General features: G+C 41.9%; 18 protein-coding genes and 1 pseudogene. 16 read left to right on the plus strand and 3 right to left on the minus strand.

Annotated features, from left to right (window positions below):
• Window positions 1-4: 4 nt before the first annotated feature.
• Both D8863_RS01505 and D8863_RS01510 read right to left on the minus strand, forming a co-directional pair.
• A complete protein-coding gene (locus D8863_RS01505; protein WP_125440876.1) occupies window positions 5-970 on the minus strand; it encodes a LacI family DNA-binding transcriptional regulator in 966 nt (321 codons plus the stop codon).
• Window positions 951-2,405: a sucrose-6-phosphate hydrolase gene (locus D8863_RS01510; RefSeq protein WP_125440877.1), complete on the minus strand. Its 1,455-nt coding sequence runs from the start codon at window positions 2,403-2,405 to the stop codon at window positions 951-953. The genes D8863_RS01505 and D8863_RS01510 overlap by 20 nt, the downstream gene beginning before the upstream one ends.
• Before the next feature lie 378 nt (window positions 2,406-2,783).
• Here D8863_RS01510 and D8863_RS01515 point away from each other — a divergent pair, with 378 nt between their 5' ends.
• Together D8863_RS01515 and scrK are read left to right on the plus strand one after the other, a co-directional pair.
• On the plus strand, window positions 2,784-4,670 hold the full coding sequence (locus D8863_RS01515; protein ID WP_125440878.1) for a sucrose-specific PTS transporter subunit IIBC: 1,887 nt from the start codon (window positions 2,784-2,786) through the stop codon (window positions 4,668-4,670).
• 158 nt (window positions 4,671-4,828) lie between these two features.
• Window positions 4,829-5,716 carry a fructokinase ScrK gene (gene scrK / locus D8863_RS01520; protein WP_125440879.1) on the plus strand — a complete coding sequence of 296 codons (888 nt, stop codon included), beginning with the start codon at window positions 4,829-4,831 and terminating at the stop codon, window positions 5,714-5,716.
• A 279-nt stretch (window positions 5,717-5,995) separates the two neighbouring features.
• On the opposite strand, the gene D8863_RS01525 is transcribed toward scrK, so the two are convergent.
• The gene (locus D8863_RS01525; protein ID WP_000076176.1) at window positions 5,996-6,613 is read right to left on the minus strand and encodes a TVP38/TMEM64 family protein; all 618 of its coding nucleotides are present in this window, start codon (window positions 6,611-6,613) and stop codon (window positions 5,996-5,998) included.
• Window positions 6,614-6,745: 132 nt separating this feature from the next.
• On the opposite strand from D8863_RS01525, the gene D8863_RS01530 reads away from it, so the two are divergent.
• The 14 genes and pseudogenes from D8863_RS01530 (at window position 6,746) to pnp (ending at window position 25,551) form a co-directional block, all read left to right on the plus strand.
• On the plus strand, window positions 6,746-9,379 hold the full coding sequence (locus D8863_RS01530) for a DEAD/DEAH box helicase family protein (protein ID WP_125440880.1): 2,634 nt from the start codon (window positions 6,746-6,748) through the stop codon (window positions 9,377-9,379).
• Window positions 9,380-9,509: 130 nt separating this feature from the next.
• The gene (locus D8863_RS01535) at window positions 9,510-12,572 is read left to right on the plus strand and encodes a type I restriction endonuclease (protein WP_125440881.1); all 3,063 of its coding nucleotides are present in this window, start codon (window positions 9,510-9,512) and stop codon (window positions 12,570-12,572) included.
• Window positions 12,572-14,176 carry an HsdM family class I SAM-dependent methyltransferase gene (locus D8863_RS01540; protein WP_125440882.1) on the plus strand — a complete coding sequence of 535 codons (1,605 nt, stop codon included), beginning with the start codon at window positions 12,572-12,574 and terminating at the stop codon, window positions 14,174-14,176. Before D8863_RS01535 ends, D8863_RS01540 begins: the two co-directional genes overlap by 1 nt.
• On the plus strand, window positions 14,169-15,461 hold the full coding sequence (locus D8863_RS01545; protein WP_125440883.1) for a restriction endonuclease subunit S: 1,293 nt from the start codon (window positions 14,169-14,171) through the stop codon (window positions 15,459-15,461). Before D8863_RS01540 ends, D8863_RS01545 begins: the two co-directional genes overlap by 8 nt.
• A 20-nt stretch (window positions 15,462-15,481) precedes the next feature.
• Window positions 15,482-16,381 carry an ATP-binding protein gene (locus D8863_RS01550; protein WP_000379786.1) on the plus strand — a complete coding sequence of 300 codons (900 nt, stop codon included), beginning with the start codon at window positions 15,482-15,484 and terminating at the stop codon, window positions 16,379-16,381.
• Window positions 16,375-16,671 carry an STAS-like domain-containing protein gene (locus D8863_RS01555; RefSeq protein WP_000256281.1) on the plus strand — a complete coding sequence of 99 codons (297 nt, stop codon included), beginning with the start codon at window positions 16,375-16,377 and terminating at the stop codon, window positions 16,669-16,671. Before D8863_RS01550 ends, D8863_RS01555 begins: the two co-directional genes overlap by 7 nt.
• A gap of 100 nt (window positions 16,672-16,771) precedes the next feature.
• Window positions 16,772-16,876: pseudogene (locus D8863_RS01560) on the plus strand (addiction module toxin RelE); the annotation flags it as partial.
• Window positions 16,869-17,954, plus strand: coding sequence for a HigA family addiction module antitoxin (locus D8863_RS01565; protein ID WP_125440884.1), 1,086 nt, complete (start codon window positions 16,869-16,871; stop codon window positions 17,952-17,954). The pseudogene D8863_RS01560 and the gene D8863_RS01565, both read left to right, overlap by 8 nt.
• Window positions 17,955-18,083: 129 nt before the next feature.
• Window positions 18,084-18,488: a YbgA family protein gene (locus D8863_RS01570; RefSeq protein ID WP_061421308.1), complete on the plus strand. Its 405-nt coding sequence runs from the start codon at window positions 18,084-18,086 to the stop codon at window positions 18,486-18,488.
• Window positions 18,472-18,837, plus strand: coding sequence for a TIGR02328 family protein (locus D8863_RS01575; protein WP_125440885.1), 366 nt, complete (start codon window positions 18,472-18,474; stop codon window positions 18,835-18,837). The genes D8863_RS01570 and D8863_RS01575 overlap by 17 nt, the downstream gene beginning before the upstream one ends.
• A gap of 187 nt (window positions 18,838-19,024) precedes the next feature.
• Entirely contained in the window at window positions 19,025-19,318 is a 294-nt protein-coding gene (locus tag D8863_RS01580; RefSeq protein ID WP_049484311.1) for a helix-turn-helix domain-containing protein, read from the plus strand.
• A 353-nt stretch (window positions 19,319-19,671) separates the two neighbouring features.
• The gene (gene metE / locus D8863_RS01585; RefSeq protein ID WP_125440886.1) at window positions 19,672-21,921 is read left to right on the plus strand and encodes a 5-methyltetrahydropteroyltriglutamate--homocysteine S-methyltransferase; all 2,250 of its coding nucleotides are present in this window, start codon (window positions 19,672-19,674) and stop codon (window positions 21,919-21,921) included.
• Between the two features lie 94 nt (window positions 21,922-22,015).
• Window positions 22,016-22,882, plus strand: a complete 867-nt coding sequence (metF, locus tag D8863_RS01590; protein WP_002882688.1) for a methylenetetrahydrofolate reductase [NAD(P)H] — start codon at window positions 22,016-22,018, stop codon at window positions 22,880-22,882.
• Window positions 22,883-23,337: 455 nt separating this feature from the next.
• Window positions 23,338-25,551 carry a polyribonucleotide nucleotidyltransferase gene (gene pnp / locus D8863_RS01600; protein WP_125440887.1) on the plus strand — a complete coding sequence of 738 codons (2,214 nt, stop codon included), beginning with the start codon at window positions 23,338-23,340 and terminating at the stop codon, window positions 25,549-25,551.
• Window positions 25,552-25,557 lie beyond the last annotated feature (6 nt).

The raw sequence follows: 25,557 nt of genomic DNA on the forward strand, positions 1-25,557 counted from the left end.
AGTATTAAATACTTTTTCCAGGTAATAGAGTGACTGGTAAGAAGTAACCAGTTGTCGCAACTTCCTTGCCTTCAATCTTCTGTAAGAGAAGATCGACAGTGAGTTGGGCAATCTCTTTCATAGGTTGCTTAATCGTTGTCAGGTGAGGATAGTAGTTCTCGATAAAGTAGGTCCCATCATAGCCGATGACCTTGAGCTCATCAGGAACAGAAATTCCCAGCTCTTGAGCGATTTTGATAACCAGGATAGCTGTCAAATCATCTGAAGCAAAGATAGCGTCTGGTTTCTGATGGGTCAAGATATTCTTGATTTCCATTTCTTTTCTGACGGGAGAAAAGTCACTCGAAACATTGATAATAGGCGCTTTTGGAAGAACAGAGGCAAAACCAGCGTGGCGCAGTCCAGTCGGTGAGTTGGAATTGTCATTTCCTGTAATCATGATGATAGACTGGGCGCCAGTCTTGACCAGAGTTTGGGCGGCGAGGACCCCGCCACCGTAGTTATCAGAGGAGACGACAGGGATGTCTGGTGACAAGTTTCGGTCAAAGGAAATGATCGGTGCTGTCACACGATTGTAGTCTTCGATTCCCAAGTTGTGACTTCCAGAAATGATACCATCGACCTGGTTAGCCTCCAGCATTTCAATGTACTCCCGTTCTTTTTCAGAGTCGTGTTCGCTGTTGCAGATGATGGTCTTGTAGCCATTTTTGAAGAGTTGGTGTTCCAACTTGTCAATCAACTCTGCATAAAAGACATGACTGATGTTTGGAAAAATAAGTCCAATCAACTTGGCAGATTTTCCTTGGAGACTTCGAGCCAGATTATTGGGCTTGTAGCCCAATAATCGCATGGCTTCATTAACCTTTTGAATGGTTTTCTCAGATAGATACCCCTTTTTATTGATGACCCGTGAGACGGTAGTGGGGCTGACGCCTGCAAGTTTTGCGACATCAGTTAGTTTTGCGACCATAATCTAATTCATAGTAAGTTCCAGTTGGGTTTCCAGACTTGATGAGGATACCATTTTGGTCTGCATGTGGGAAAACACGACCAGAAAATACTTTTTCTCCTTTATTGATGAAAATTTCAAAGACTGACTTATCGATGAAGATAGTGGCAGTAGTAGTTTGATTTTCGATAGGGCAAGAACGTGTCGTACCAAATTCTTGGGCGTACTGTTCACCAGCCTGACTACGATCCACTGTCACCTGTCCATTGACAAGGTCAAAGTTGATTGAAAGCCCCTTGCCTTCTTTGTCAGCGAGCAAGACAATCTCGCTTTGGCTATTGGCCTCCAAGTTGAGCTCGAGTTCATAGGTGTTATTGGTTTGAGTACGATTTGAGAAGACCTCTTCAGAAGAACGAAGTTCTTTGACGGCTGCGACCGGATATTGGTAGAGTTTGCCATCTTTGATAGTGAGTTCTTTGACTAATGAGAAGGTTCCTTGGTGGTCAAAACGGTCAGATGGGTAAGAAACATCTGGTAACCCAAGCCAGCTTACTGCCAATGTACGTCCATCCGGAGCGTTGAAGGCTTGAGTCGCATAGGCTTCAAAACCATAGTCTAGATTTTGCAATGAAGACACATCTACCATTTTGGCATTTTCAGGATCAAAGGATGCTCCGATTTTGTACATGTTTGGATAGATATTATCATAATCTAGAACACCTTTATCCAATCCTTGTGGGCAGTAGAGAAGAACAGGTTGTTCGCCTACAAAGACTAGATTTGGACATTCCATCATGTAGGCAGTGCGGTCGTTAGCAAAGTTAAGGTCGCCAACTGCTTGCCAGTTTGTGTAGTCATTGTCCACAGCCTTGTAGAGACGGACGAAGCCTTTTTTCTCCAAGTCCTGTCCACCGACGATGGCATAATATTGACCCTTGAAGTTAAAAATTTGCGGATCGCGGAAGTGGTCTGTAGAGTCTGATGGCTGGTCAATCAAGATCTTATCAATCTTTGTAATCTTGCCATCCTTGTCCATCAAAGCCCCAATCTGGTAGGGGTGACGGATCCAGTTTTCATCACGGACATTTCCAGTATAAAATAGGAACAACTGATCGCCGAACTGCATGGCAGAACCAGAGTAGGCACCGTGGCTATCAAATGGAGTATCTGGCAAAACTTTGACTCCAGTTTCTGTAAAGTGCACTAAATCATCACTTTCAAGCTGCACCCAAGACTTCAATCCATGGGCTGCGCCAAAGGGGAAGTTTTGGTAAAAGAGAATCCATTTGCCATCAAAATAAGAAAAGCCATTTGGATCATTGAGAAGGCCCATTTTAGGCTCGACATGGTAACGAGTATGCCAAGGAGATTGAGCCATCTTTTCCTTGATTTGTTTGATTTCATCATTAGACCAGTCTTCATAGCGTCTATAACGGCGCTCGGTTGTCCATTCCATTTTATCTTTCCTCCATAAGTTCTATTCTACTATTAATAGTAAACGTTTTCGGCAAAAAAAGCAAGTCTTTTATGTTAAAAAAAAGAAAAATGTGTCAAACGATTGCCATAAATCAAGTAAAGGAAATCTGGCAAATTTTCACGAAAAAATGAAAGAAAATGTAAATAAAAGCCTTGATTCCTCAAGTATAAAGATATTTTTTTGAGGAAAAAGAGAATAACCCTCAAAAACGAGCAAAAATAATCAGAGAAAAAAGAAAGGGTTTAAAAATTTCTGCAAAACGCTTGACATATTTTAGAAACGTGATAAAATAATAGTCGTAGGGCGAATAAAATCGCTTTCAAACAAGAACAAAATTTTATAAGGAGATTTTTGCAAATGAACAATCAGGATATTGCAAAAAAGGTCATCGAAGCCCTTGGCGGACGTGAAAATGTCAACAGTGTAGCCCACTGTGCGACTCGTCTACGTGTCATGGTCAAAGATGAAGGGAAAATCAATAAGGAAGTGATTGAGAACTTGGATAAAGTTCAAGGAGCTTTCTTTAACTCAGGTCAATACCAAATCATCTTTGGTACTGGTACAGTAAACAAGATGTACGACGAAGTGGTTGCACTTGGTTTGCCAACCTCTTCTAAAGAAGACATGAAAGCAGAAGCTGCTAAACAAGGAAACTGGTTCCAACGTGCTATCCGTACTTTCGGTGATGTCTTCGTGCCAATCATCCCAGTTATCGTAGCAACTGGTCTCTTCATGGGTCTTCGTGGTCTCATGAACGCTCTTGGAATGACACTTCCAGAAGATGTTACCATTTACAGCCAAATCCTCACAGATACAGCCTTCATCATCCTGCCAGGTTTGGTTGTATGGTCAACCTTCCGCGTATTCGGTGGAAATCCAGCTGTTGGTATCGTCCTTGGTATGATGCTGGTTTCTGGTTCACTTCCAAACGCTTGGGCTGTAGCATCAGGTGGTGAAGTAACAGCTATGAACTTCTTTGGCTTCATTCCTGTTGTTGGTTTGCAAGGTTCCGTTCTTCCAGCCTTCATCATTGGGGTGGTCGGAGCCAAGTTTGAAAAAGCTCTCCGCAAAGTGGTTCCAGATGTCTTGGATCTCTTGGTGACACCGTTCGTGACACTTTTGGTCATGTCTATCCTTGGACTCTTTGTCATCGGACCAGTCTTCCACGTTGTTGAAAACTACATCCTTCTCGGAACAAAAGCAATTCTTGCTTTGCCATTTGGTCTTGGTGGTTTGGTCATCGGTGGGGTTCACCAATTGATCGTCGTATCAGGTGTGCACCACATCTTCAACTTGCTTGAAGTGCAATTGCTTGCTGCTGACCATGCGAACCCATTTAACGCCATCATCACTGCAGCGATGACAGCTCAAGGGGCTGCAACTGTTGCCGTTGGTGTTAAAACGAAGAATCCTAAACTAAAAACACTTGCTTTCCCAGCTGCTCTTTCTGCCTTCCTCGGTATTACAGAGCCTGCCATCTTCGGGGTAAACTTGCGCTTCCGTAAACCATTCTTCCTTTCATTGATCGCTGGTGCTATCGGTGGTGGATTGGCTTCTATCCTTGGACTCGCTGGTACTGGTAATGGTATCACCATCATCCCTGGTACAATGTTGTACGTTGGGAATGGTCAATTGTTCCAATACCTTCTTATGGTAGCTGTATCATTCGTTCTTGGTTTTGCCCTTACCTACATGTTTGGTTACGAGGACGAAAAAGAAGTTGCTTCTGAAGTAGCGACAGAACGTTTGGTTCAAGAAGAAACAACTGGTAACATTCCAGTAGCTCCTCAAAATGAAACAATCCAAACTCCAATCGTTGGGGACGTAGTTGCCCTTGAGAATGTTGATGATCCAGTCTTTTCAAGTGGTGCAATGGGACAAGGTATCGCAGTAAAACCAAGCCAAGGTGTGGTTTATGCACCAGCTGATGCGGAAGTATCGATTGCTTTTGCCACAGGACATGCTTACGGTTTGAAGACAGCTAATGGAGCTGAAATCTTGATCCACGTTGGTATCGATACGGTGACTATGAACGGTGAAGGATTTGAACAAAAAGTTGCACAAGGCGACAAGGTCAAAGTTGGTGATGTTCTCGGAACCTTTGACTCAAACAAAATCGCCGCTGCAGGTCTTGACGACACAACAATGGTTATCGTAACCAACACAGCAGACTACGCTTCTGTGACACCAGTCGCAAGCGGTTCAGTTGTCAAGGGTGACGCTATCATCGAAGTGAAAGCCTAGTCCTCTTTGAAAATCAGATTTAAAAACAAAACGAACAAATATTATGTTTGTTCGTTTTTACTTGGATGGTAAGATTTACAGAGGAAAATCTAAAATATTGAGAAATCTAGCCCTTTAAAATGTGCTATAATAGAGAAAACAAAGATAAGAGGTTTATCATGACAAAATTATATGGAAGCTTAGAAGCGGGCGGTACAAAGTTTGTCTGTGCTGTCGGAGATGAAAATTTTAACGTTGTAGAAAAAACACAGTTTCCTACAACAACTCCTATCGAGACCATCGATAAAACCATCGAATTCTTTTCAAAATTCGATAATCTTGCAGGTCTTGCCATCGGTTCCTTTGGTCCTATTGATATCGATAAAAACTCAAAAACCTATGGTTTTATCACAACGACTCCAAAACCTCACTGGGCAAATGTAGACCTACTTGGTGCCCTACGTCGCGCCCTCAACGTACCTATGTATTTCACAACGGACGTAAATAGCTCTGCCTACGGTGAAGTGGTTGCTCGTAACAATGCTGGCGGCCGTATCGAGAACTTGGTTTACTACACGATCGGTACAGGGATCGGTGCAGGTGTCATCCAACGTGGCGAGTTTATCGGTGGTGCAGGTCACCCTGAAATGGGGCACTACTATGTGGCTAAGCACCCAATGGATGTAGAGAAAGAATTTAACGGCGTTTGTCCATTCCACAAGGGCTGCTTGGAAGGCTTTGCGGCTGGTCCAAGCCTCGAAGCTCGTACAGGTATTCGTGGTGAAAACATCGAACTCAACAGTTCTGTCTGGGACGTCCAAGCCTACTATATCGCTCAAGCTGCGGTCAATGCTACAGTGACTTTCCGTCCAGATGTGATCGTCTTTGGTGGTGGGGTCATGGCCCAACAACATATGCTGGACCGTGTGCGTGAGAAATTCACAGCTCTTCTCAATGGTTACCTACCAGTACCAGATGTGCGTGACTACATTGTTACTCCAGCAGTCGCAGGCAATGGTTCTGCCACACTTGGAAACTTTGTCCTTGCTAAGAGTGTCGCAAAATAAAACAAAGAAAATATCCGCTTGGGAAACCAAACGGATATTTTGTTTGAAGACAATTTTTTTTGAGCCTTTCCTTAAGTGATTACGGACGGTAGCGACTTTCTTCGAAATTCCATACCTTAACTTTGAGCCTAATGTCTCAAAGTTTCCGAACACCTGAAACCATTAGATTTCAGGTGTTTTTATCACGGTGGAAAGGCTAGGTAAATCTTCGCTTCACTATTGACAAATAGGCATGATTTCCATACCAAAGTATATTTAGTATCAGGCTATATTCTATCCTCAAAACATCTGCCAGAAGAAATCAATAATATAAGTCAAACCATAAGTGTAAACCACTAGGGTAAAGGGCTTGGTCAAAATGATAATGATCATATAGCGCTTGAAGGTCATCTTGGTCAGGGCAGCCAGCATACAGAGAAAGTCAGCTGGACTAACTGGCCAGATCATCATAAAGATAAAGAACCGCTCGAAACGATTCCCCTTATCTAGCCAACCAATGTACTTGTCATAGGTACGCTTGCTGACGACCGACTGAACAAAGGCAGCTCCATAGAGACGCACGAGGTAAAAGATAATGGCACAGCCAATCACGATGCCGATATAGTTATAGATGGTTCCGATGATATGGCCGTAAATAAAGACCCCAGCCACTGAGGTCAAAGCTCCCGGAATAATCGGAACAACAGTTTGTAGGATCTGTAAAAAGATAAAGAGTGGTGGCCCCCAGACTCCAGCTTGCTGGATAAAGGCTGATAGGGTTTCCTTTGATTGTAAAACACCCGCCTGATAGGCCCAAATACAGAAAATCAAGGTGCCGACTCCCCCCACGATAGATGAGATATTGATGACTTGCTGTAGAAGGGGAGAAACAGCTTTCATTTGCTTATCCTGTGACATGTAAACTCCTCATAGATAGTATGATTCTACTATACCATATTTTGTGGAGAAAAACTATTTGGATTATCTGACTGGAGAAATAAGTGTGGTAAAATGAGAATAAGAAAAAGACGGTATAGATTGAGGGGTATCATGTTAGGTTTAAACTTTAAAGGAAGCTGGCGCCAATATCAAAAACAGGTATTGGATCGTTTTCAGGACTATCAAGCAGACGGTCATGTTCATCTAGTGGCCGCTCCAGGGTCTGGAAAGACCACCATTGGTATCGAGCTAATCGCTCGTTTTGGCAACCCAGCCCTCATCTTAGTTCCGACTGTCACTATTCGTGAACAATGGGTAGATAGGATTCAAACAGCTTTTCTAGAGGATGGTCAGAGGCTTTCAGACCTCGTTTCCCAAAACTTAAAGGAGATGAAGGCATTAACGATTGTGACCTATCAGGCTTTTCATAGTGCCATGAACCAACTTCAATCACAAGAAGATGGAGAAGCAGAGGATTTTATGGGGCTTGATTTGCTTGCAAGCCTAAGAGCTCAGAAAGTTGCGACTCTTTGTTTGGACGAATGCCACCACCTGCGCAATGAATGGAGGAAAAGTCTGGAAGCCTTTCGCAAGCAGTATGAACCGCTGCAAGTCATCTCCCTGACAGCGACACCACCATATGACAGCGAGCCTGAACTCTGGGAACGCTATATCCGTATGTGTGGGGAGATCGATCAAGAAATCACGGTACCTGAACTAGTAAAGGAAGACACTCTTTGCCCTCATCAGGATTTTGTCTATATGTGTTCACCAACAGCTGAAGAGGCGGAACGTCTCAAACAGTTTGAGGAGACTAAGTGGGACTATATTCATCACCTTATAGTCGATCCTGATTTTCAAACATTTGTAGCAGGGTCTAAGGTCCTCAAAGGGGATATTTCATCTGATTTGCTCTTAGAAGATCCCAAGTACTTGTCTGCTATGTTGATTTATATGCATTCTCAGGGGTTAACGATTCCTCCCTCTTTACAAAATTTACTGGGAACCCAGAAGCTCCCAGCATTGACCTCCTACTGGCTGGAGACGCTGTTGCAGAGCATACTCTATCAGACACCAGATTGGTATGAGGATCCAGATGGATATAGGAAAAAGTTAGAGGCTGACTTGAAGGCGCGTGGGCTGGTGGAAAAACGTCAGGTTTATCTGGTTAAGTCCAAGTCTTCTGATCAGCTTTTAACCCAATCTCTGGGGAAATTGTCTGCCATTGCCGATATCTTTTTGACAGAGTATGAGAGTCTAGGTCAGGAACTGAGACAGTTAGTACTAGCTGACTATATTCGCAAGGATTTTGCCACCTATCTGGGAGATGATCAGGCGACCATTTCTCAGTTGGGAGTTCTCCCTTATTTTGAAAGTATTCGTCGGAAAGCTCAGGAGTATGAGCTACCTGTGTCTTTGGCTGTTTTGTCAGGTAGTGTCGTTATTCTGCCTACTGATGTGACAGCAGAGTTGAAGGAACTCTTACCTCAGGTTCCTCTTAGTTTCTCATCTATTGGTCACTTGAATCCAAAAGATTATGTGCAGGTCGGTTTTCCAAGCTCGGCTAAGGGAATCGTAGCGGCAGTGACGGAGCTTTTTCAACGAGGGCAGATTCAAGTCCTAGTCGGAACCAAATCTCTCCTCGGAGAGGGTTGGGATGCTCCTTGTGTTAATTCTCTAATCCTCGGAAGTTTTGTGGGGAGCTTTATGTTGAGTAACCAGATGCGGGGACGTGCCATTCGTATCTGGCCGGGACATCCAGAAAAGACCAGCAACATCTGGCATCTGGTAGCCGTTCAAGCGCAAGCACTTATCACTCTTCCTGGTGAGGAGCCTAGACCAGAGAGCAATCAGGATCTGCAAACCTTGTCGCGACGGATGGAGCATTTTCTTGGCTTGGCCTATAATCAGGAGAGTATTGAGACTGGTTTGGATCGTTTGGATTTTCCAAAGCCCCCTTTTAAGAAAAAGCAAATTAGTGAGTACAATGAGCGAGTTAAGAGTCTCTCCAAGGATCGAGCAGGCTTGAGAAAAAAATGGCAGGAAGCTCTTGTTGTAGCGGATCAATTTGAGATAGTTACAGAAGTCGCGGCTCAAAAACAGAAGGTCCCAGTCATGCTCTTGCTTGATGCATTAAAATGGGTTCGCATGTCATTGCTCTTGTTGGCAGTGGATTTGTTGGTCTTGCTATTTAGACTGAGATTGATTGGTGTTTGGTGGCTTACAGCAGCCTGTCTCCTCTTTTTGGTCTTTGCATCTTGGCGCTATCTCCACTATAAGAGTCCCTATAAACGCTTGCAGTCTCTGGGTGAGCAGATCCGAAAGGCTCTGCTAGATTCGGGGCATCTAACGGATGATCAATCCCGTGTTCAGGTAGAGGAGGACAGGGAAAACTACATGGTCTTTGCCTATCTCAAGGGAGGAAGCATGAGGGACAAGGAGCTGTTTGCACAGACTGTGGGAGAGTTCTTTGCTCCAGTGGACAACCAGCGCTATCTCTTGAAGGCAGAGAAAGTCCGACAAGGTCAGTCACCTTACTATGTCGTGCCTAGTCTTTTTGACAAGCGCAAGGAAGAAGCACAGAAATTCCTCGACTTTCTGACGCCGACTATCGGACATTATCATCTCGTCTACACACGAACAGAGACCGGACGGAAAATCCTTCTCGAAGCTCGTATCCAAGCTCTCTCTAACAAAAACGACCGTACCTTGACTAAGAAGAAGGTTAAAAGCCGGTTGGAGTAGGGGGAATGGGAAAATCCATCTGAAACATGATATAATAATAGAGAAAATAAATTTTTAATAGTTGAAACAGTTGAATAGAATGAAGCGTTTAGAACAAACTATTCTTACAAAGCATAAGAAAGGTTTTTTGATGGCAAAGAAAAAAGATTTTTCTGAATTAACCAGGGTACAAATTCCAGCAGCTCTACACCTTATGAGACTGGGCTATACCTATCTTCCTCGTAATGGGAAGGAGATTGCAGAACGAGATCCAGATACCAATATTCTCGTATCTGTTTTTAAGGAGCAATTTTTAAAATTTAACAACTACCTGACAGAGGAAGACTTTGAGAGAGAACTGGCCAATATCAAGTTGGAACTAGATCAAAATGACTTGGGACGTTCTTTCTTTAGACGGCTGCAAGGTCAGGAAGATACCGTTTATATTGACTGGGAAAACCCTGAAGCCAATACTTTTCATCTAGCGCTTGAAGTCACTTGTAAAAATGGCCAGGATGAATTCCGTCCTGACATTGTCGTATTTATCAATGGTCTGCCTCTTTCTTATATCGAAGTGAAACAGCCAAATGCGATTCGAGATGGGAAAACAGGAATTCAGTCGGAGCAAGACCGAACTAGACAACGCTTTGAAAATCGCAAGTTCCGCCGCTTTAACAATATCACCCAGTTGATAGCTCTGTCTGATAACTTGCCCTATATCAGTGGGCAAGGTCAACAGAAACAGGGCTCTTACTACGGTTCAAATGCCTATTCAAAAACCAAGTTTAATGCTTTCAAGGAAGAAAGAGAAGAAGATTTTCTTCATTCCTTGGCAACCTTAACAGAGGACCAAATCGACTTCGTTTTAGATGACATGAACCACTTTGCCCTCAAGTCCCAGCCAGAATTCAAAACAAACCTAAACCCTGACACACCTTGTAATGCCTTTCTGTCCTCCTTGTATCAGAAAGAACGCCTGCTCTTTATGCTTCGTTTTGGACTAGTCTATGTAGAGGAAGAGAGCAAGGATGGTCAGATACAACTGCAGAAGCACGTCATGCGCTACCCTCAGTATTTTGCGACACGTGCCATCGAAGAAACGATTGCAAGAGGTGTTAAGAAGGGCGTTATCTGGCATACACAAGGTTCAGGGAAGACAGCCTTGGCTTTCTTCAATATCCGCTATCTGACCAATTATTTCTCAAAACAGGGAATCGTCCCTCAGTTTTACTTTGTCGTGGATCGTTTGGATCTGGCAGACCAAGCCTTTAAAGAATTTACCAAACGAGGGCTCAAGGTTAAGCGTATCAACAGCCCTCAAGAGCTCAATCAAAAACAAGATGGCTATGATGTCGCTGTGGTCAATATCCAGAAGTTCAAGGATAATTCAGACTTGACTGACCGCTCTGGTTATGACCTCAATCGTCAAAATATCTACTTTATCGATGAAGCCCATCGCTCTTATAATGAACGCGGTTCCTACCTACCAAATCTCTATCAGGCAGATACCAATGCAATCAAGATTGCTTTGACTGGGACCCCATTGATTACCTATAAGAAAGATGGCAAGACCAAGGAAAATCATGCGACCACACGTGATATTTTTGGGGACTATATCCACAAATACTACTACAACCAGTCTATCGATGATGGCTTTACCCTACGTTTGATGCGAGAAGATATCGAGACTTCTTATAAAGACAATCTCAGATCCATCAATGAAGAGATCCAACGTGGAGGCTTGTCCAAGGAGGATATCTTTGCTCACCCTCGTTATGTAGAACCTATGTTAGACTTTATCATCGAGGACTTTAATCGTGCACGTGATGTAATTTTTGATGATCAGACGATTGGTGGCATGATCGTCTGTGACTCGTCAAAGCAGGCGCGTGAGCTTGAAAAGCAATTAGAAAAACGTCGTAAAGCTGGAACAATCAACTTGACATCCGCATTGATTCTCCATGATGAGGGAGATAAGGAAGAAAAGAAAGACAAGGTAGATGCTTACAAAGAAGGCAAAATTGACCTTACCATCGTCTACTCCATGCTCTTGACAGGTTTTGATGCCCCGCGTCTCAAACGTCTCTACCTAGGGCGTAAAATCAAGGCTCATAACCTTTTACAGACTCTAACCCGTGTCAATCGTCCATACAAGGACTATCTCTTTGGCTATGTCATCGACTTTGCGGATATTTCGAAAGAGTTTGACAGGACCAATCGTGCCTATCTGGAAGAACTCAATCAAGAGTATGATACAGCCTTGACAGGGGAAAAAGGAGAGGATGTTTTTGGCTCGCTCTTTGTCCCTGCAGACGAGATTTCTCATGAATTAAGCAAGACTGAGCTAATCTTGCTTGACTATCCAACAGATAATCTGGAATACTTTTCCCAAGCTATCAATGATATCAAGGATAGAAAGCAGTTAATCGATCTACGAAAAGCTTTGGAGTCTATCAAGCAGTATTACAATATTGCTCGTCTCCTTGGTTACCATCAATTGATCGAGCAGATTGACATTGCTCAGGTCGCAATCTTGCTCAATATCCTCTCTAGACGGATGCTGACACTGTCCTTGATTGATAAACCAGCTGACTTTTCTAGTCAAACGCTCTTAAATTTAGCGATGTCTGAGACCAGTTTTAGTTTTGTCAAGATTGCAGAGGAAGAACTTCGTCTAGCAGCTAATGACCTGGAGGATTGGAGACGTCGGGTAGCTGGTAAGATTAAAAAACAGCGTGATGAAAAGGATCCTGAGTGGGTTTCTCTCTACGAAGAATTCCAACGTATCATGCAAAAACATTTTATCTATGGCCAAGAAGGTTATACGATGGAAAATATCAAGGAAACACAAAAAGACTATGAGGAACTCTTTAAGTCCGTGGAGGATTATTATACTCGTATGAGACGTTTGACCATGAACTTTAACGGAGATGAAATGGCTGCTCGTTCATACAAGCATGTGACCAACTCTACTACGGTCAGTGAATTTCCAGCTATTTACCATGTTATCAAAGGTTCTAAGGTTAAATTAGACCATAGAATCGGTCAAAATCAAGGGGTTCTAGATAATGAGGAATATCTAAAGCGAATGATTCGCGAGCAAGCCCGAAAAGAAATGAAGAAAAACCAATCTGCTAGCAATATGGCCAAACAAGATTTTGATAGATTGGTTGAATCGCTATTTGAAGGATATGAAGAGGAATACCAACACTAATGAATGAAACATACAAGGTCCAAGTCCAAGACTTGGTAGATGATTTAAAAGCCGTCTTTACCCACGCAGGACTGGGAGGAGAAGCGGGTGAGTACAAACTCCTCACCCAGTCTTTCCTCTACAAATTTTTAAATGATAAGTTTTTATATCAAGCACAGGTACTAGATGCAGGGAACACCTATGAAAATTTGTTGACCATGAGTGAGGAAGACTATGACTGGCTCTTAGAGGATATCGGTACCAGCACAGCTTGGCTCAAGCCAGACCAGTTGATCGAAACCCTTCACCGTCAGCAAAACGAGGCGACTTTCTACGAAACTTTTGAAAATACTCTCAACCAGATCGCCATTGACAATAACGATATTTTCTCTGTTCATACAGACGGAGATACGGCTATTCGTCTCTTTGACGAGCGTCTGATTACCGATAACATATCAGATGGCAGTATGCGCAACGAGGTGGCAAAAGCTATCATCAATCTCCTTGCGCGCGTTAAGTTTGATGAGACCATCTTTTCACAAGGTTTCGACTTTTTCTCTACCCTCTTTGAATACATGATCAAGGACTACAACAAAGACGGTGGAGGCAAGTATGCTGAGTACTACACGCCCCACTCTGTGGCTAAGATTATCGCTGATATCCTTGTGGGAAATAACCAACCATCAAACGTGCGAATTTATGACCCGTCGGCTGGTTCGGGAACCTTGCTTATGAATTTGGCTAGTCGTATCGGTGTGGATAAGACCACTGTCTATAGTCAGGATATCTCGCAAAAATCGTCTAATCTCCTCCGTCTCAACCTGATTTTGAATGGACTGCAACATTCCATCCATAATATCGTACAGGGAAATACCATCATCGCCAATCGTCATCCTGAAAAGATGGACTATATCGTGTCTAACCCTCCTTTTAAACTGGACTTTTCAGAGTGGCGTGACCAAGTGGAGACCTTGCCAGAAGCCAGTGAGCGTTTTTTTGCAGGAGTACCAAAGGTTCCAGCTAAGTCTAAGGACAAGATGGCGATTTACGAGCTCTTTGTTCAGCATATCATTTACTCCTTGAAGCCAGATGGTCAAGCAGCCGTTGTCCTACCGACAGGCTTTATCACGGCCCAGTCTGGGATTGATAAGACCATCCGCCAACACTTGGTGGACAATCAAATGCTGGCTGGTGTCGTTTCCATGCCGTCCAATATCTTTGCGAATACTCCCACGAGTGTTTCTATTCTCTTTATCGATAAGAAAAATAAGGGCGATATCGTCCTCATCGATGCTTCAAATCTCGGAACCAAGGTCAAGGAAGGCAAGAACCAAAAGACCGTGCTGTCTCCTGAGGAAGAGCAGAAGATCGTCGAGACCTTTATCAAGAAAGAAGCCATCGAGGACTTTTCTGTCACCGTCTCTTATGAGGATATCGAGGAGAAAAACTACTCTCTCAGCGCTGGTCAATACTTTGACATCAAGATCGACTATGTAGATATCACGGCAGAAGAGTTTGAAACCAAGATGACCGCTATTCAAAGCAAACTCTCAGACCTCTTCCAGCAATCACATGCATTGGAGCAAGAGATTGAAAAGCAGATGAAGGGGTTGAAGTATGAGTGAGAAGCTTACTGTTAAAAATGTTGTTAATATTAACAAATCAACTTTATCCAGTAAAGAGAATTGGTCTACGTTGAATTACTTAGATACAGGAAACATAACAGAAAATCAAATTGACACATTACAAATTTTTCAAAAAGGGGAAAAACTTCCAAGTAGAGCAAAGAGAAAAGTTGAAAAAGGTACTATTATTTATTCTACAGTGAGACCTAATCAGAAACACTTTGGTTACTTTGATACATATTCCGATGATTTAGTAGTATCGACAGGATTTGCAACTTTAGACATTATAGATCCAAGAGTGAATTCGAAATATTTGTATTACCTATTGACTCAAAATAGTGTGATATCACAACTTCAAAGTATTGGAGAAAATAGTACCTCGTCCTATCCTTCTATTAGACCTGAGGATATTGGAAATTTATCTTTTATGTTTCCAGATATAGACATTCAAAATAAAATTGCAGATATTTTAACTTCTATAGATAAGAAAATCCAAATCAACAATCAAATCAACCAAGAGTTGGAAGCCATGGCTAAGACCCTCTATGAATACTGGTTTGTGCAGTTTGATTTCCCAGACCAGAATGGCAAACCCTACAAATCATCAGGCGGAAAGATGGTCTATAACCCAGAACTCAAACGCGAAATTCCAGAGGGGTGGGGAGTGACCACATTTTCAAGTTGGATTTCAGACAATAAAACGGGAGATTGGGGGAAAGAGACTAGTCAAGGAAATTATACATTAGAGGTTGATTGTATTCGTGGTGCTGATATAAATGGCTTGTCAGGAAATGGGAAAACAGATATGCCAACACGTTTTATTCTAGAAAAGAACAAAAATAAACTGTTGACAGATTTTGATATTGTTATTGAAATATCTGGAGGAAGTCCCACTCAATCTACAGGTCGTATAGTAGGTATCAGTGAAAATGTATTAAATCGATTTGATTTACCTTTAATCTGTTCAAATTTCTGCAAGGCGGTTTCACTAAAAGAACAAGAAACCTTCTATAACTTTGTATATGAATGGAAAAATCTATATGACAATGGTGTTCTATTTAGTTGGGAAGGAAAGACAAGTGGGATAAAAAACCTACTGTTTGATTCCTTTGTTACTAACTATCACATTGCGCAACCACCAATTGATTTAATGGAACAATTTTTTGATTACGCATCTTCGGTAGATAGAAAAATACAATTATTATTAAAACAAAACCAAGAACTCACCCAACTTCGTGATTGGCTCTTGCCAATGCTGATGAATGGACAGGTGAAGGTGGAGTAGGGAAAAGAAAAGAGGAATAAATGGATACGATTGTACTTCCTAAGCATTTAAATAAAGAATCAATCAGAGAGGTTGTTATTAAATTTAGAGACTACGTAACTAAATCAGAAATTGGTTCGGAAGTTCAAATTGATATGAGAAGAATTGAATTCTCTGAGCCTTCTGGTATGGTTTCCTTGAGTAATATTATTAAATGGGCTGAAAAAAACAAGAAGATTGAGGTTACATTTATCGTTGATACTGAGACAGAAAATGTTGAAAATAGAAAGGTGATGAATTATTTATCTGATTGTGGATTCTTTAAGAATTTTGGTCAAGAGGATATTTTCAAAAAACCTAATTTACGGCCTACAACATTGACTTTGAAGCATGTTGAAACAAGTAGAATTAATCAATGGCAACAATCAGATCTTATGATATGGTTGCAGAATCAGACGAAGAGAAAAAATGATTTTTCATCAATCTGTGTGGCGATTGACGAGATATTTAATAATATATCTGATCATTCAACTGAAAAAATAGGTTGTATCTTTGGCCAGCACTATCCAAATAAGAACGAAATTATTATTTCAGTATCAGATTTTGGTGTAGGAATACCGACGACTATTCGTGAGAAATTTAATGGGGATTTATCGGATGATAAATTGATAGAATATGCATTGCAAGAAGGAGTTTCTTCTCAATCGGTACCACAAAATAGAGGTGCAGGCTTGTCTAATATAATGAATACTTTAACAAAAAATGAAGTTTCTAGAGTGACAATTCTCTCAAATTGTGGTATGATTGAAATATTTAACAACGAAATTGTTAAATCAAAATCTTTTAGCGAATCATATCCAGGTACTTTTTTCGAATTAGTAATTGATGTGTCTAATGAACATCTATATGACTTAGAAGAAGAGGAGGAATTTTCATGGTAACGATTGAAGTGAAAAATATTGTAAACAATTATTCAGATAATCAATCGGGTCTTATTATACTTGATAAAATAAAAAGAGCATTTGAAGCGAATCAAACAGTCGTTGTATCGTTTGAATCGGTTCCATATGTAAGTACGTCTTTTGTTAATTCAGCATTTATTAATTTATTAAGTGATTATTCATTTGAGCGAATTAGAGAAGATTTAAAAATTATTAATTCAAATTCGCAAATTAATTCTTTAATTAAAAATCGATTTGCATTTGAAACGTCAAAAATTGCAGTAGTATAAAGCTTGTTAAGAATTCCAGCCAAATTTATATTTGGTTGGTTTTTACTTTCAAAAGATGCTAAAATTAAATTACCTAAAAGGTAATTTAATTTGAACAAATAGGCTGATTGTAGAATTTCGTGAGGAGGATCTAGAAAAGGTATTTCCTAGTCCTGTTGAAATCGAAATCTTAAAAATAGAGGAGGTCAGCAATCACTATGAGTAAAAAAATTGTTGAATACAAAGACCTGATTGCTTTTCATCCAGGTCAGTATGTTGAAGAGTTGATTGAAGATTATAACGTAACGCAGAAAGAATTTGCGGAGCGCTTAGGAGTTTCGGCAAAGACTGTCAGTAAGCTGGTCAATGCTGAGGAGTCCATCAGTAAAGAAACGGCACATAAGCTTGCCAAGCTAAGCGGGGTTTCCATGCAAACTTGGCTCAATCTTCAGAATGCTTATGATGTAAAAGTTGCAGAGATTGTAGAACAAAGAGAGCTAGAAGAAGGTAGCGAGAAAGAAATCTGTGAGATGATTGATTTCAAGTATTTTAAGGAAGAAGGCTACGTGTCAGACAAACGCTATAGCTTGCAAGAAAAGATTGTCGAGCTTCGCAAGATTCTAGGTGTGGCAAGTTTAGAAAACCTTACATCTTTTAACCATCTAGTCAGCTATCGGAATACGAGTGAATTTACGACTAAAAGTATAGTCAACTCTAATATCATGCTGGAGTTGGCATCTAAAAAAGCGCGTGATAAAACGACAACTAAGTTAAATCGCAGAAAGCTAGAGAGAAGCCTGCCTGCGTTGAGAAAGTTGACGAGACAAAATACAGAAGTTTTTCCTCAACGTTTGTATGATATCTTGCTAGACTGTGGTGTTGTCTTAGTCGGTTTACCTGCTTTGCCAAATGCCAATTTGAATGGAGCGACTAAAAAGTTCAGTAATGGTAGTGCCTTGCTTTTACTGACGGATCGAAACAAAGCGTCAGACATTTTCTGGTTCTCACTTTTTCATGAGATTGGGCACATTCTGGAGAATGATTTTTCATCTGATGAAGGAAACAGTGAGTCCTATCTTCGTTCTGAGGAACAGGCAGACCAGTTTGCAAAAGATTTCTTGATTAGACCAGAAGATTATCAAGCTTTTGTCAAAAAAGGAAACTTTGATAAGACGGATATCATATGTTTTGCGGAGGAAATCGATATTCATCCTAGCGTTGTTTTAGGCAGATTACAAAATGAGGGTATTCTAGGTTTTGACCGTTTCCGAGAACTAAAAGAAAATTATTACTTTGTTTCCTAAGTGTCAGGAAATTTTAGAAGAAGAAAAAAGATTCATACAGTCAGTCATGTGAAGTCATTAATTCGCTCATTTTTAGGATACAATTTTGTTTCCATATTTCCTGGAAACGGATAGAAAACAAGGAGAAACATGGAACAAACTAATCAAAAATCCCAGTGCCAACAACTCTGGGCTAGAAACAAATACCTCGTTTTGAGTCATTCTAGCAATATTTACAATGAGATTCGTCAATACTTGAAGAATGAACAGGTGGAGCTGAGTCTGGTTCAAGAGATGATAGACCGAGCTTGTCAAATCCCAGAGCACAGGGGTCAGGTTTGCAACGCTTTTCAGCATATTTGGGGCTATTTCAAAAAGAAAGCGACAGATGCCGAGCGTAAGGACTATATGCTCTTACTGGATCGCTACCGTTTTGGTCAGGCTTCCAAGGAAGACTTAATCGCTAAAACTCGAGACTTGCTTGACCGCTATCCAAATACTTACTTGCAACATTCGACTTTACTGAAAGGAGACACCCATGAGACTTTGGCATGAGGCTTTGATTTCAAAACTTCCCCGTCCTCAACTTTTGGGGCAACATCGAGAGTGTTGTGCCCTTCGTGGTAATGGTTGGGGCAGAAAGCATGCGACGGTGAACTATGTCTTTACCCACTCGCCCTATCGTCTCTATGCCTATCATCGCTTGATCATGGAGGAGATGGCTAACCGTGGCTACAATGTCAGTCCAGAGTGGTTGGACAAGAACTACCGTGGCAAAACCTGCCCTCCTTATGAAGACTTGCCTGAGGAAAAGTTGGACAATCCCATCTATAGTGAGCATGATGCAGAATACTATGAGGAGTGTCTGGCTAATCTCCGTGAGAAAGGCATTGAGTTAGTGTAAGAGTCAGGAATAGCTCCACATTATAACTCTTCTCAAAATTTTTTCGAATAATAAAAATGAGACCTTTAGAATGATTCTAAGGTCTTCTTTTTATTGGTATTAGGATTTACTTTTAATAACTTTTGAGTTATAATCGTTGAAAAAGCCAAGCGTGAACTGAAGGAAATAAAAGAAAGAAGGGTAAGTGATGAAGAATAGTGCCATTGGAAGTAATTGGAAAGATATCCGATCTGAACTCTTTAGCAAGGAGGAAATTCTTGAAAGTGATATGCGAGTGGCTATCATGAGTGAGTTGATTGAGGCCAGGCATGAACAAGGAATCAGCCAGAAAAAGCTAGAAGAACTTAGTGGAGTGAGCCAGCCCGTCATAGCTAGGATGGAGACAGGCAAGACTAGTCCTCAGTTGGATACAGTCTTAAAAGTTTTAGCCAGTTTAGGAAAGACACTAGCAGTCGTACCACTTGAACAGGAAAAAGGTTGATAGGGATGAAATTCCTTGGATTTCTAAAAGCATCCACAGGGGAATTTCACCTCCCGTCCGCACTTTTTAAGGGAAATATCAAAATTACCAAAGGATAACTAACCTATAGTCTTTTCTAATACCAAGCCATAGTCACTGATGAGAATCGTCAATAGCTCGTTTGAGCATTCTAACTAAAATACAGCAATAAAACAAGCAATACAAAGGATTTGAGACACTGGTCTCAAGTCTTTTTCTTTTGTTCGAAAAAGCGATATAGTTTCAAACTATATCAAAGCCTAATTATTTACAATTATACAGACAGTTTCTTTTCTGTTAAGATAGTTTCAACAACAAATTTTGGAGGACACATCATGTCAACTACGATCATCGGTTTCCCTCGTTTGGGTGAATTCCGCGAATTGAAATTTACAACTGAAAAATACTTTAGAAAAGAAATCTCAGAAGAAGAACTCTTGGCAGCAGCTAAAGAATTGCGTGCGAAACACTGGAACATTGTCAAAGAAAAAGGAATCACTGAAATCCCATCAAATGACTTTTCTCACTATGACAACTTCCTAGATGCAGCTTTCCTTTTCAACGTGGTGCCTGCTTCAGTTCAAAACTTGGACTTGTCTGACCTTGAGCGCTACTTTGCTTTGGGTCGTGGTTACCAAGGTGAAAAAGGGGACGTGCGTGCCCTTCCGATGAAGAAATGGTTCAACACCAACTACCACTACATCGTGCCTAAATTTGAAAAAGATACTCAAGTAAAATTGGCAGGTCACAAGATCTTTGATGAGTTTCAAGAAGCCAAAGAACTTGGATTGAACACTCGTCCTGTTCTTGTAGGTCCATTCACTTTCCTTCAATTGTCAGACTTTGAAGAAGGCGTGAAAGCAGAAGACTTCGTAGACAGCTTAGTAGCTGCTTACCAAGAAGTTTTTGCTAAATTGGCTGAACTTGGTGCGACTCGCATCCAACTCGACGAAGCGGCTCTTGTCAAAGACTTGACAGCTGAAGAAAAAGCTCTCTTCTTGAACCTCTACAACAAACTCTTGGCTGACAAGAAAGGTCTTGAAGTCTTGCTTCAAACTTACTTCGGAGACGTTCGTGACGTTTATGCTGACCTTGTGAAATTGCCAGTAGATGCGATCGGTCTTGACTTCGTTGAAGGTAAGAAAACTCTTGAACTTGTTAAAGGTGGCTTCCCAGCTGACAAGACTCTCTATGCAGGTATTGTCAATGGTAAGAACATCTGGCGCAACAACTACGAAAAGAGCTTGGCTGTTCTTGAGCAAATCCCAGCTGAAAACATTGTTTTGACTAGCTCATGCTCACTTCTTCATGTGCCATTTACAACTGCTAATGAAGAATTTGAACCAGCTATCTTGAACCACTTTGCTTTTGCAGTTGAAAAATTGGATGAGATCCGTGATTTGGATGCTATCCGCAATGGTCAAGGTGCAGAAGCTCTTGCAGCTAACAAAGAACTCTTTGCGACTGAACGTGTGGGTGAAAATGCAGAACTTCGTGCGCGCATCGCTGGATTGACAGACGCTGACTACACTCGTTTGCCAGCCTTTGCGGAACGTGAAGCCATCCAAGAAGAAGCCTTTAAACTTCCAGCTCTTCCAACAACAACTATCGGTTCATTCCCTCAAACTAAGGAAGTTCGTGCTAAACGTTTGGCTTACCGTAAGGGTGAATTGTCACAAGAAGAATACGATGCTTTCCTTGCTGAAACGATCGACGAATGGATCAAATGGCAAGAAGAAGTTGGATTTGACGTGCTTGTACACGGTGAGTTTGAGCGTAATGACATGGTTGAGTACTTTGGTCAAAACTTGTCAGGTTACCTCTTCTCTAAGAATGGTTGGGTACAATCTTACGGTATGCGTGGGGTGAAACCACCAATCATCTGGGGTGATGTCACTCGTCTCAACCCAATCACTGTTAAATGGTCTAGCTACGCACAAAGCCGTACTGACAAACCTGTTAAGGGTATGTTGACTGGACCTGTTACCATCCTTAACTGGTCATTCCCACGTGAAGACATCTCTATCAAGGATTCAACTCTTCAAATCGCTCTTGCCATCAAGGATGAAGTTCTTGACCTTGAAGCTGCAGGTGTGAAAATCATCCAAATCGACGAGGCTGCTCTTCGTGAAAAATTGCCACTCCGTCGTAGCGACTGGTACGAAGACTACCTTGACTGGGCTATTCCAGCCTTCCGCTTGGTACACTCTACAGTAGCGCCAGACACACAAATCCACACCCACATGTGTTACTCAGAATTTACAGATATCATCCCAGCTATCGACAACATGGATGCGGACGTTATTTCCTTTGAAGCAAGCCGTTCAAACCTTGAAATCTTGGACGAGCTCAAAGCGAAAAACTTCCAAACAGAAGTGGGACCTGGGGTTTACGATATCCACTCACCTCGTGTGCCAAATGAAGGCGAAATCGACCACACAATCGATGCTATTCTTGCTAAAGTACCAAGCAAGAAAGTTTGGATCAACCCTGACTGTGGTTTGAAAACACGTGGTATTCCAGAAACAAAAGAAAGCTTGATCCGCCTTGTCGAAGCAGCAAAAGCTGCGCGTGAGAAATTGTAAGATAAGATTTCTCTCTTGACCCTGACTGATCAAGGAACTGCTTAGCCCAAGCCGGCTTAGCAATTATGAAATCAAAAAGAAAAGGATAATGACTATGTCACGCCAAACTCCGTCACTTTCATTTGAAGTGTTCCCTCCAAACCCAGCTGTGGGTAATGATAAAATTATTTCAGCCTTGCAGGATATGCGGGAACTGACACCGCACTTTATCAGTGTGACTGCCAGCAATAATAAATTTAATATCAAGGAAACCACGGTTCGTTTGGCTGACTTTATCCAGAATGATTTGGCGATTCCAACCATTGCCCACTTGCCAGCTATCTATCTGACCAAGGATAAAGTTGCTGAAACTATTGCGGACTTGGATAAGGTTGGGGTACAGAAAATCTTGGCCTTGCGTGGGGATATTATCCCTGATGTGGAACCACAAAAGGATTTCCGCTACGCAACGGACTTGATTGAGTTCATCAAGGAACAAGCTCCTCACTTTGATATTGTTGGTGCTTGCTACCCAGAGGGGCACCCTGACTCTCCAAACCAAATCTCGGATATTCAAAACCTCAAGAAGAAAGTGGATGCAGGCTGTTCAAGCCTTGTAACGCAGCTTTTCTTTGACAATGAGCGCTTCTATGATTTTCAAGATAAGTGTACCTTGGCGGGGATTGATGTTCCCATTCATGCGGGGATCATGCCCATTCTTAACCGTAACCAAGCGCTTCGTCTCTTGAAGACTTGTGAGAATATCCACCTTCCACGCAAATTCAAAGCCATCTTAGACAAGTATGAGCATGACCCTGAGTCGCTCAGAGCAGCAGGACTTGCCTATGCAGTGGACCAGATCGTGGACTTGGTAACCCAGGATGTCGCAGGTGTGCATCTCTACACCATGAACAATGCTGAAACAGCAAAATACATCCACCAAGCAACCCATGCCTTGTTCAACCATCAGTCTTTAGGATAATAAAAAGCAAACCATTCTTCTCAGGTGAGGGGAATGGTTCCTTTTTAATAGAAAAGCCCGCACTTTTTAAGAAAAATATGATAAAATAGACTCTGTACGTACTTGATACAAAGATGAGGGTATAAACATATTCTTAGCTATTCAAATCTGCTATGCTATAAAAGATACAAATGCTAAAGAATAATATTTTTAAACTTTTCAAGGTATTTAGGTAGTTGAACACGGACTAAATCCCTAGTGAAAAAGATAGATTTCCAGGTGTGCATCGCACACTGCGTCAATTTATGCTATCATGAGTAATTGAACCCGGCCGAAAAGCTGTGTAAAAAAGATAAACTGTCTTGTCTTCATCGAAGACTTCGCCAGTTTCCTATTTTTACTTTGCTTTTGACGTCCTTGGTATCTTGATCTTTGTAGGCAAGGCGTATAATTTCATCAATCCAAAGGGGATTAAAATGACAAAACAAGTATTTCAAACGACTTTTGCGGGTCGTGAGTTAATCGTAGAGACTGGTCAGGTTGCTAAGCAAGCAAATGGCGCTGTTGTCGTGCGTTATGGTGAGTCAACTGTCTTGACTGCGGCCGTTATGTCTAAGAAAATGGCAACTGGGGATTTTTTCCCACTCCAAGTCAACTACGAAGAAAAAATGTATGCGGCTGGGAAGTTTCCTGGTGGCTTTATGAAACGTGAAGGACGTCCTTCAACAGATGCGACTTTGACAGCGCGTTTGATTGACCGTCCAATCCGCCCTATGTTTGCGGAAGGTTTCCGTAACGAAGTGCAAGTAATCAACACAGTGCTCTCTTATGATGAAAATGCCTCTGCTCCAATGGCGGCTATGTTTGGTTCATCCTTGGCGCTTTCTATCTCAGATATCCCGTTTGACGGACCTATTGCTGGGGTACAAGTGGGTTATGTTGATGGCCAAATCATTATCAACCCTACTCAAGAACAGGCAGAGCGTTCGCTTCTTGAATTGACAGTAGCTGGGACCAAACACGCTATCAACATGGTTGAGTCTGGTGCCAAAGAATTGTCAGAAGAAATCATGTTGGAAGCCCTCCTGAAAGGTCACGAAGCAGTCAAAGAATTGATTGCCTTCCAAGAAGAAATCGTTGCGGCAGTCGGTAAAGAAAAAGCAGAGGTGGAATTGCTTCATGTAGATGCTGACTTGCAGGCTGAAATCATCGCAGCCTACAACAGCGACCTCCAAAAAGCGGTCCAAGTAGAAGAAAAATTGGCTCGTGAAGCTGCAACTCAAGCAGTTAAAGACCAAGTGACTGCTGTTTACGAAGAAAAATATGCAGACCACGAAGAATTTGACCGTATTATGCGTGATGTGGCTGAAATCTTGGAACAAATGGAACACGCTGAAGTGCGTCGTTTGATCACAGAAGACAAGGTGCGTCCTGACGGTCGTAAAGTCGATGAAATCCGTCCTTTAGATGCGCAGGTTGACTATCTTCCTCGTGTACATGGTTCTGGTCTCTTTACTCGAGGACAAACTCAAGCCCTTTCAGTTTTGACCTTGGCTCCGATGGGAGAAACTCAAATCATCGATGGTTTGGATCCAGAGTACAAGAAACGCTTTATGCACCACTATAACTTCCCTCAATACTCTGTAGGGGAAACAGGCCGTTACGGTGCGCCTGGTCGTCGTGAAATTGGTCACGGTGCTCTCGGTGAGCGTGCCCTTGCTCAAGTTTTGCCAAGTTTGGAAGAATTTCCATACGCTATCCGCTTGGTAGCAGAAGTCTTGGAATCAAATGGTTCTTCTTCTCAAGCTTCTATCTGTGCGGGAACGCTTGCCCTTATGGCTGGTGGTGTGCCAATCAAGGCGCCAGTAGCAGGGATTGCCATGGGTCTCATCTCAGATGGAAATAACTATACAGTATTGACAGATATCCAAGGTTTGGAAGACCACTTTGGAGACATGGACTTTAAGGTGGCAGGTACTCGTGAGGGGATTACAGCCCTTCAAATGGATATCAAGATCCAAGGGATTACTGCAGAAATCTTGACTGAGGCCCTTGCTCAAGCCAAGAAAGCCCGTTTTGAAATCCTTGATGTGATTGAAGCAACCATTCCAGAAGTTCGTCCAGAATTGGCTCCAACTGCACCGAAAATTGATACCATCAAGATTGATGTGGACAAGATTAAGATCGTCATCGGTAAAGGTGGAGAAACCATTGACAAGATTATCGCTGAGACAGGCGTTAAGATTGATATCGACGAAGAAGGTAATGTGTCTATCTACTCTAGCGACCAAGATGCTATTAACCGTACCAAAGAAATCATTGCTGGCTTGGTTCGTGAGGCTAAAGTAGATGAAGTTTACCATGCTAAGGTTGTTCGTATCGAGAAATTTGGTGCCTTTGTTAACCTCTTTGACAAGACAGACGCCCTCGTTCACATTTCGGAAATGGCTTGGACTCGTACCAACCGTGTCGAAGACTTGGTAGCTATCGGTGATGAAGTCGACGTTAAGGTTATCAAGATTGATGAAAAAGGCCGTATCGATGCCTCTATGAAAGCTCTTCTTCCTCGTCCACCAAAACCTGAGCATGATGAAAAAGGCGAAAAGTCTGAGAGACCTCACCGTCCACGTCATCACAAGGACCACAAACCTAAGAAAGAATTTACAGAAACACCAAAAGATTCAGAATAAGAAAAG

Origin of the sequence: Streptococcus oralis, from assembly GCF_003943825.1 — a bacterium.
Lineage (GTDB): Bacteria > Bacillota > Bacilli > Lactobacillales > Streptococcaceae > Streptococcus > Streptococcus oralis_CD.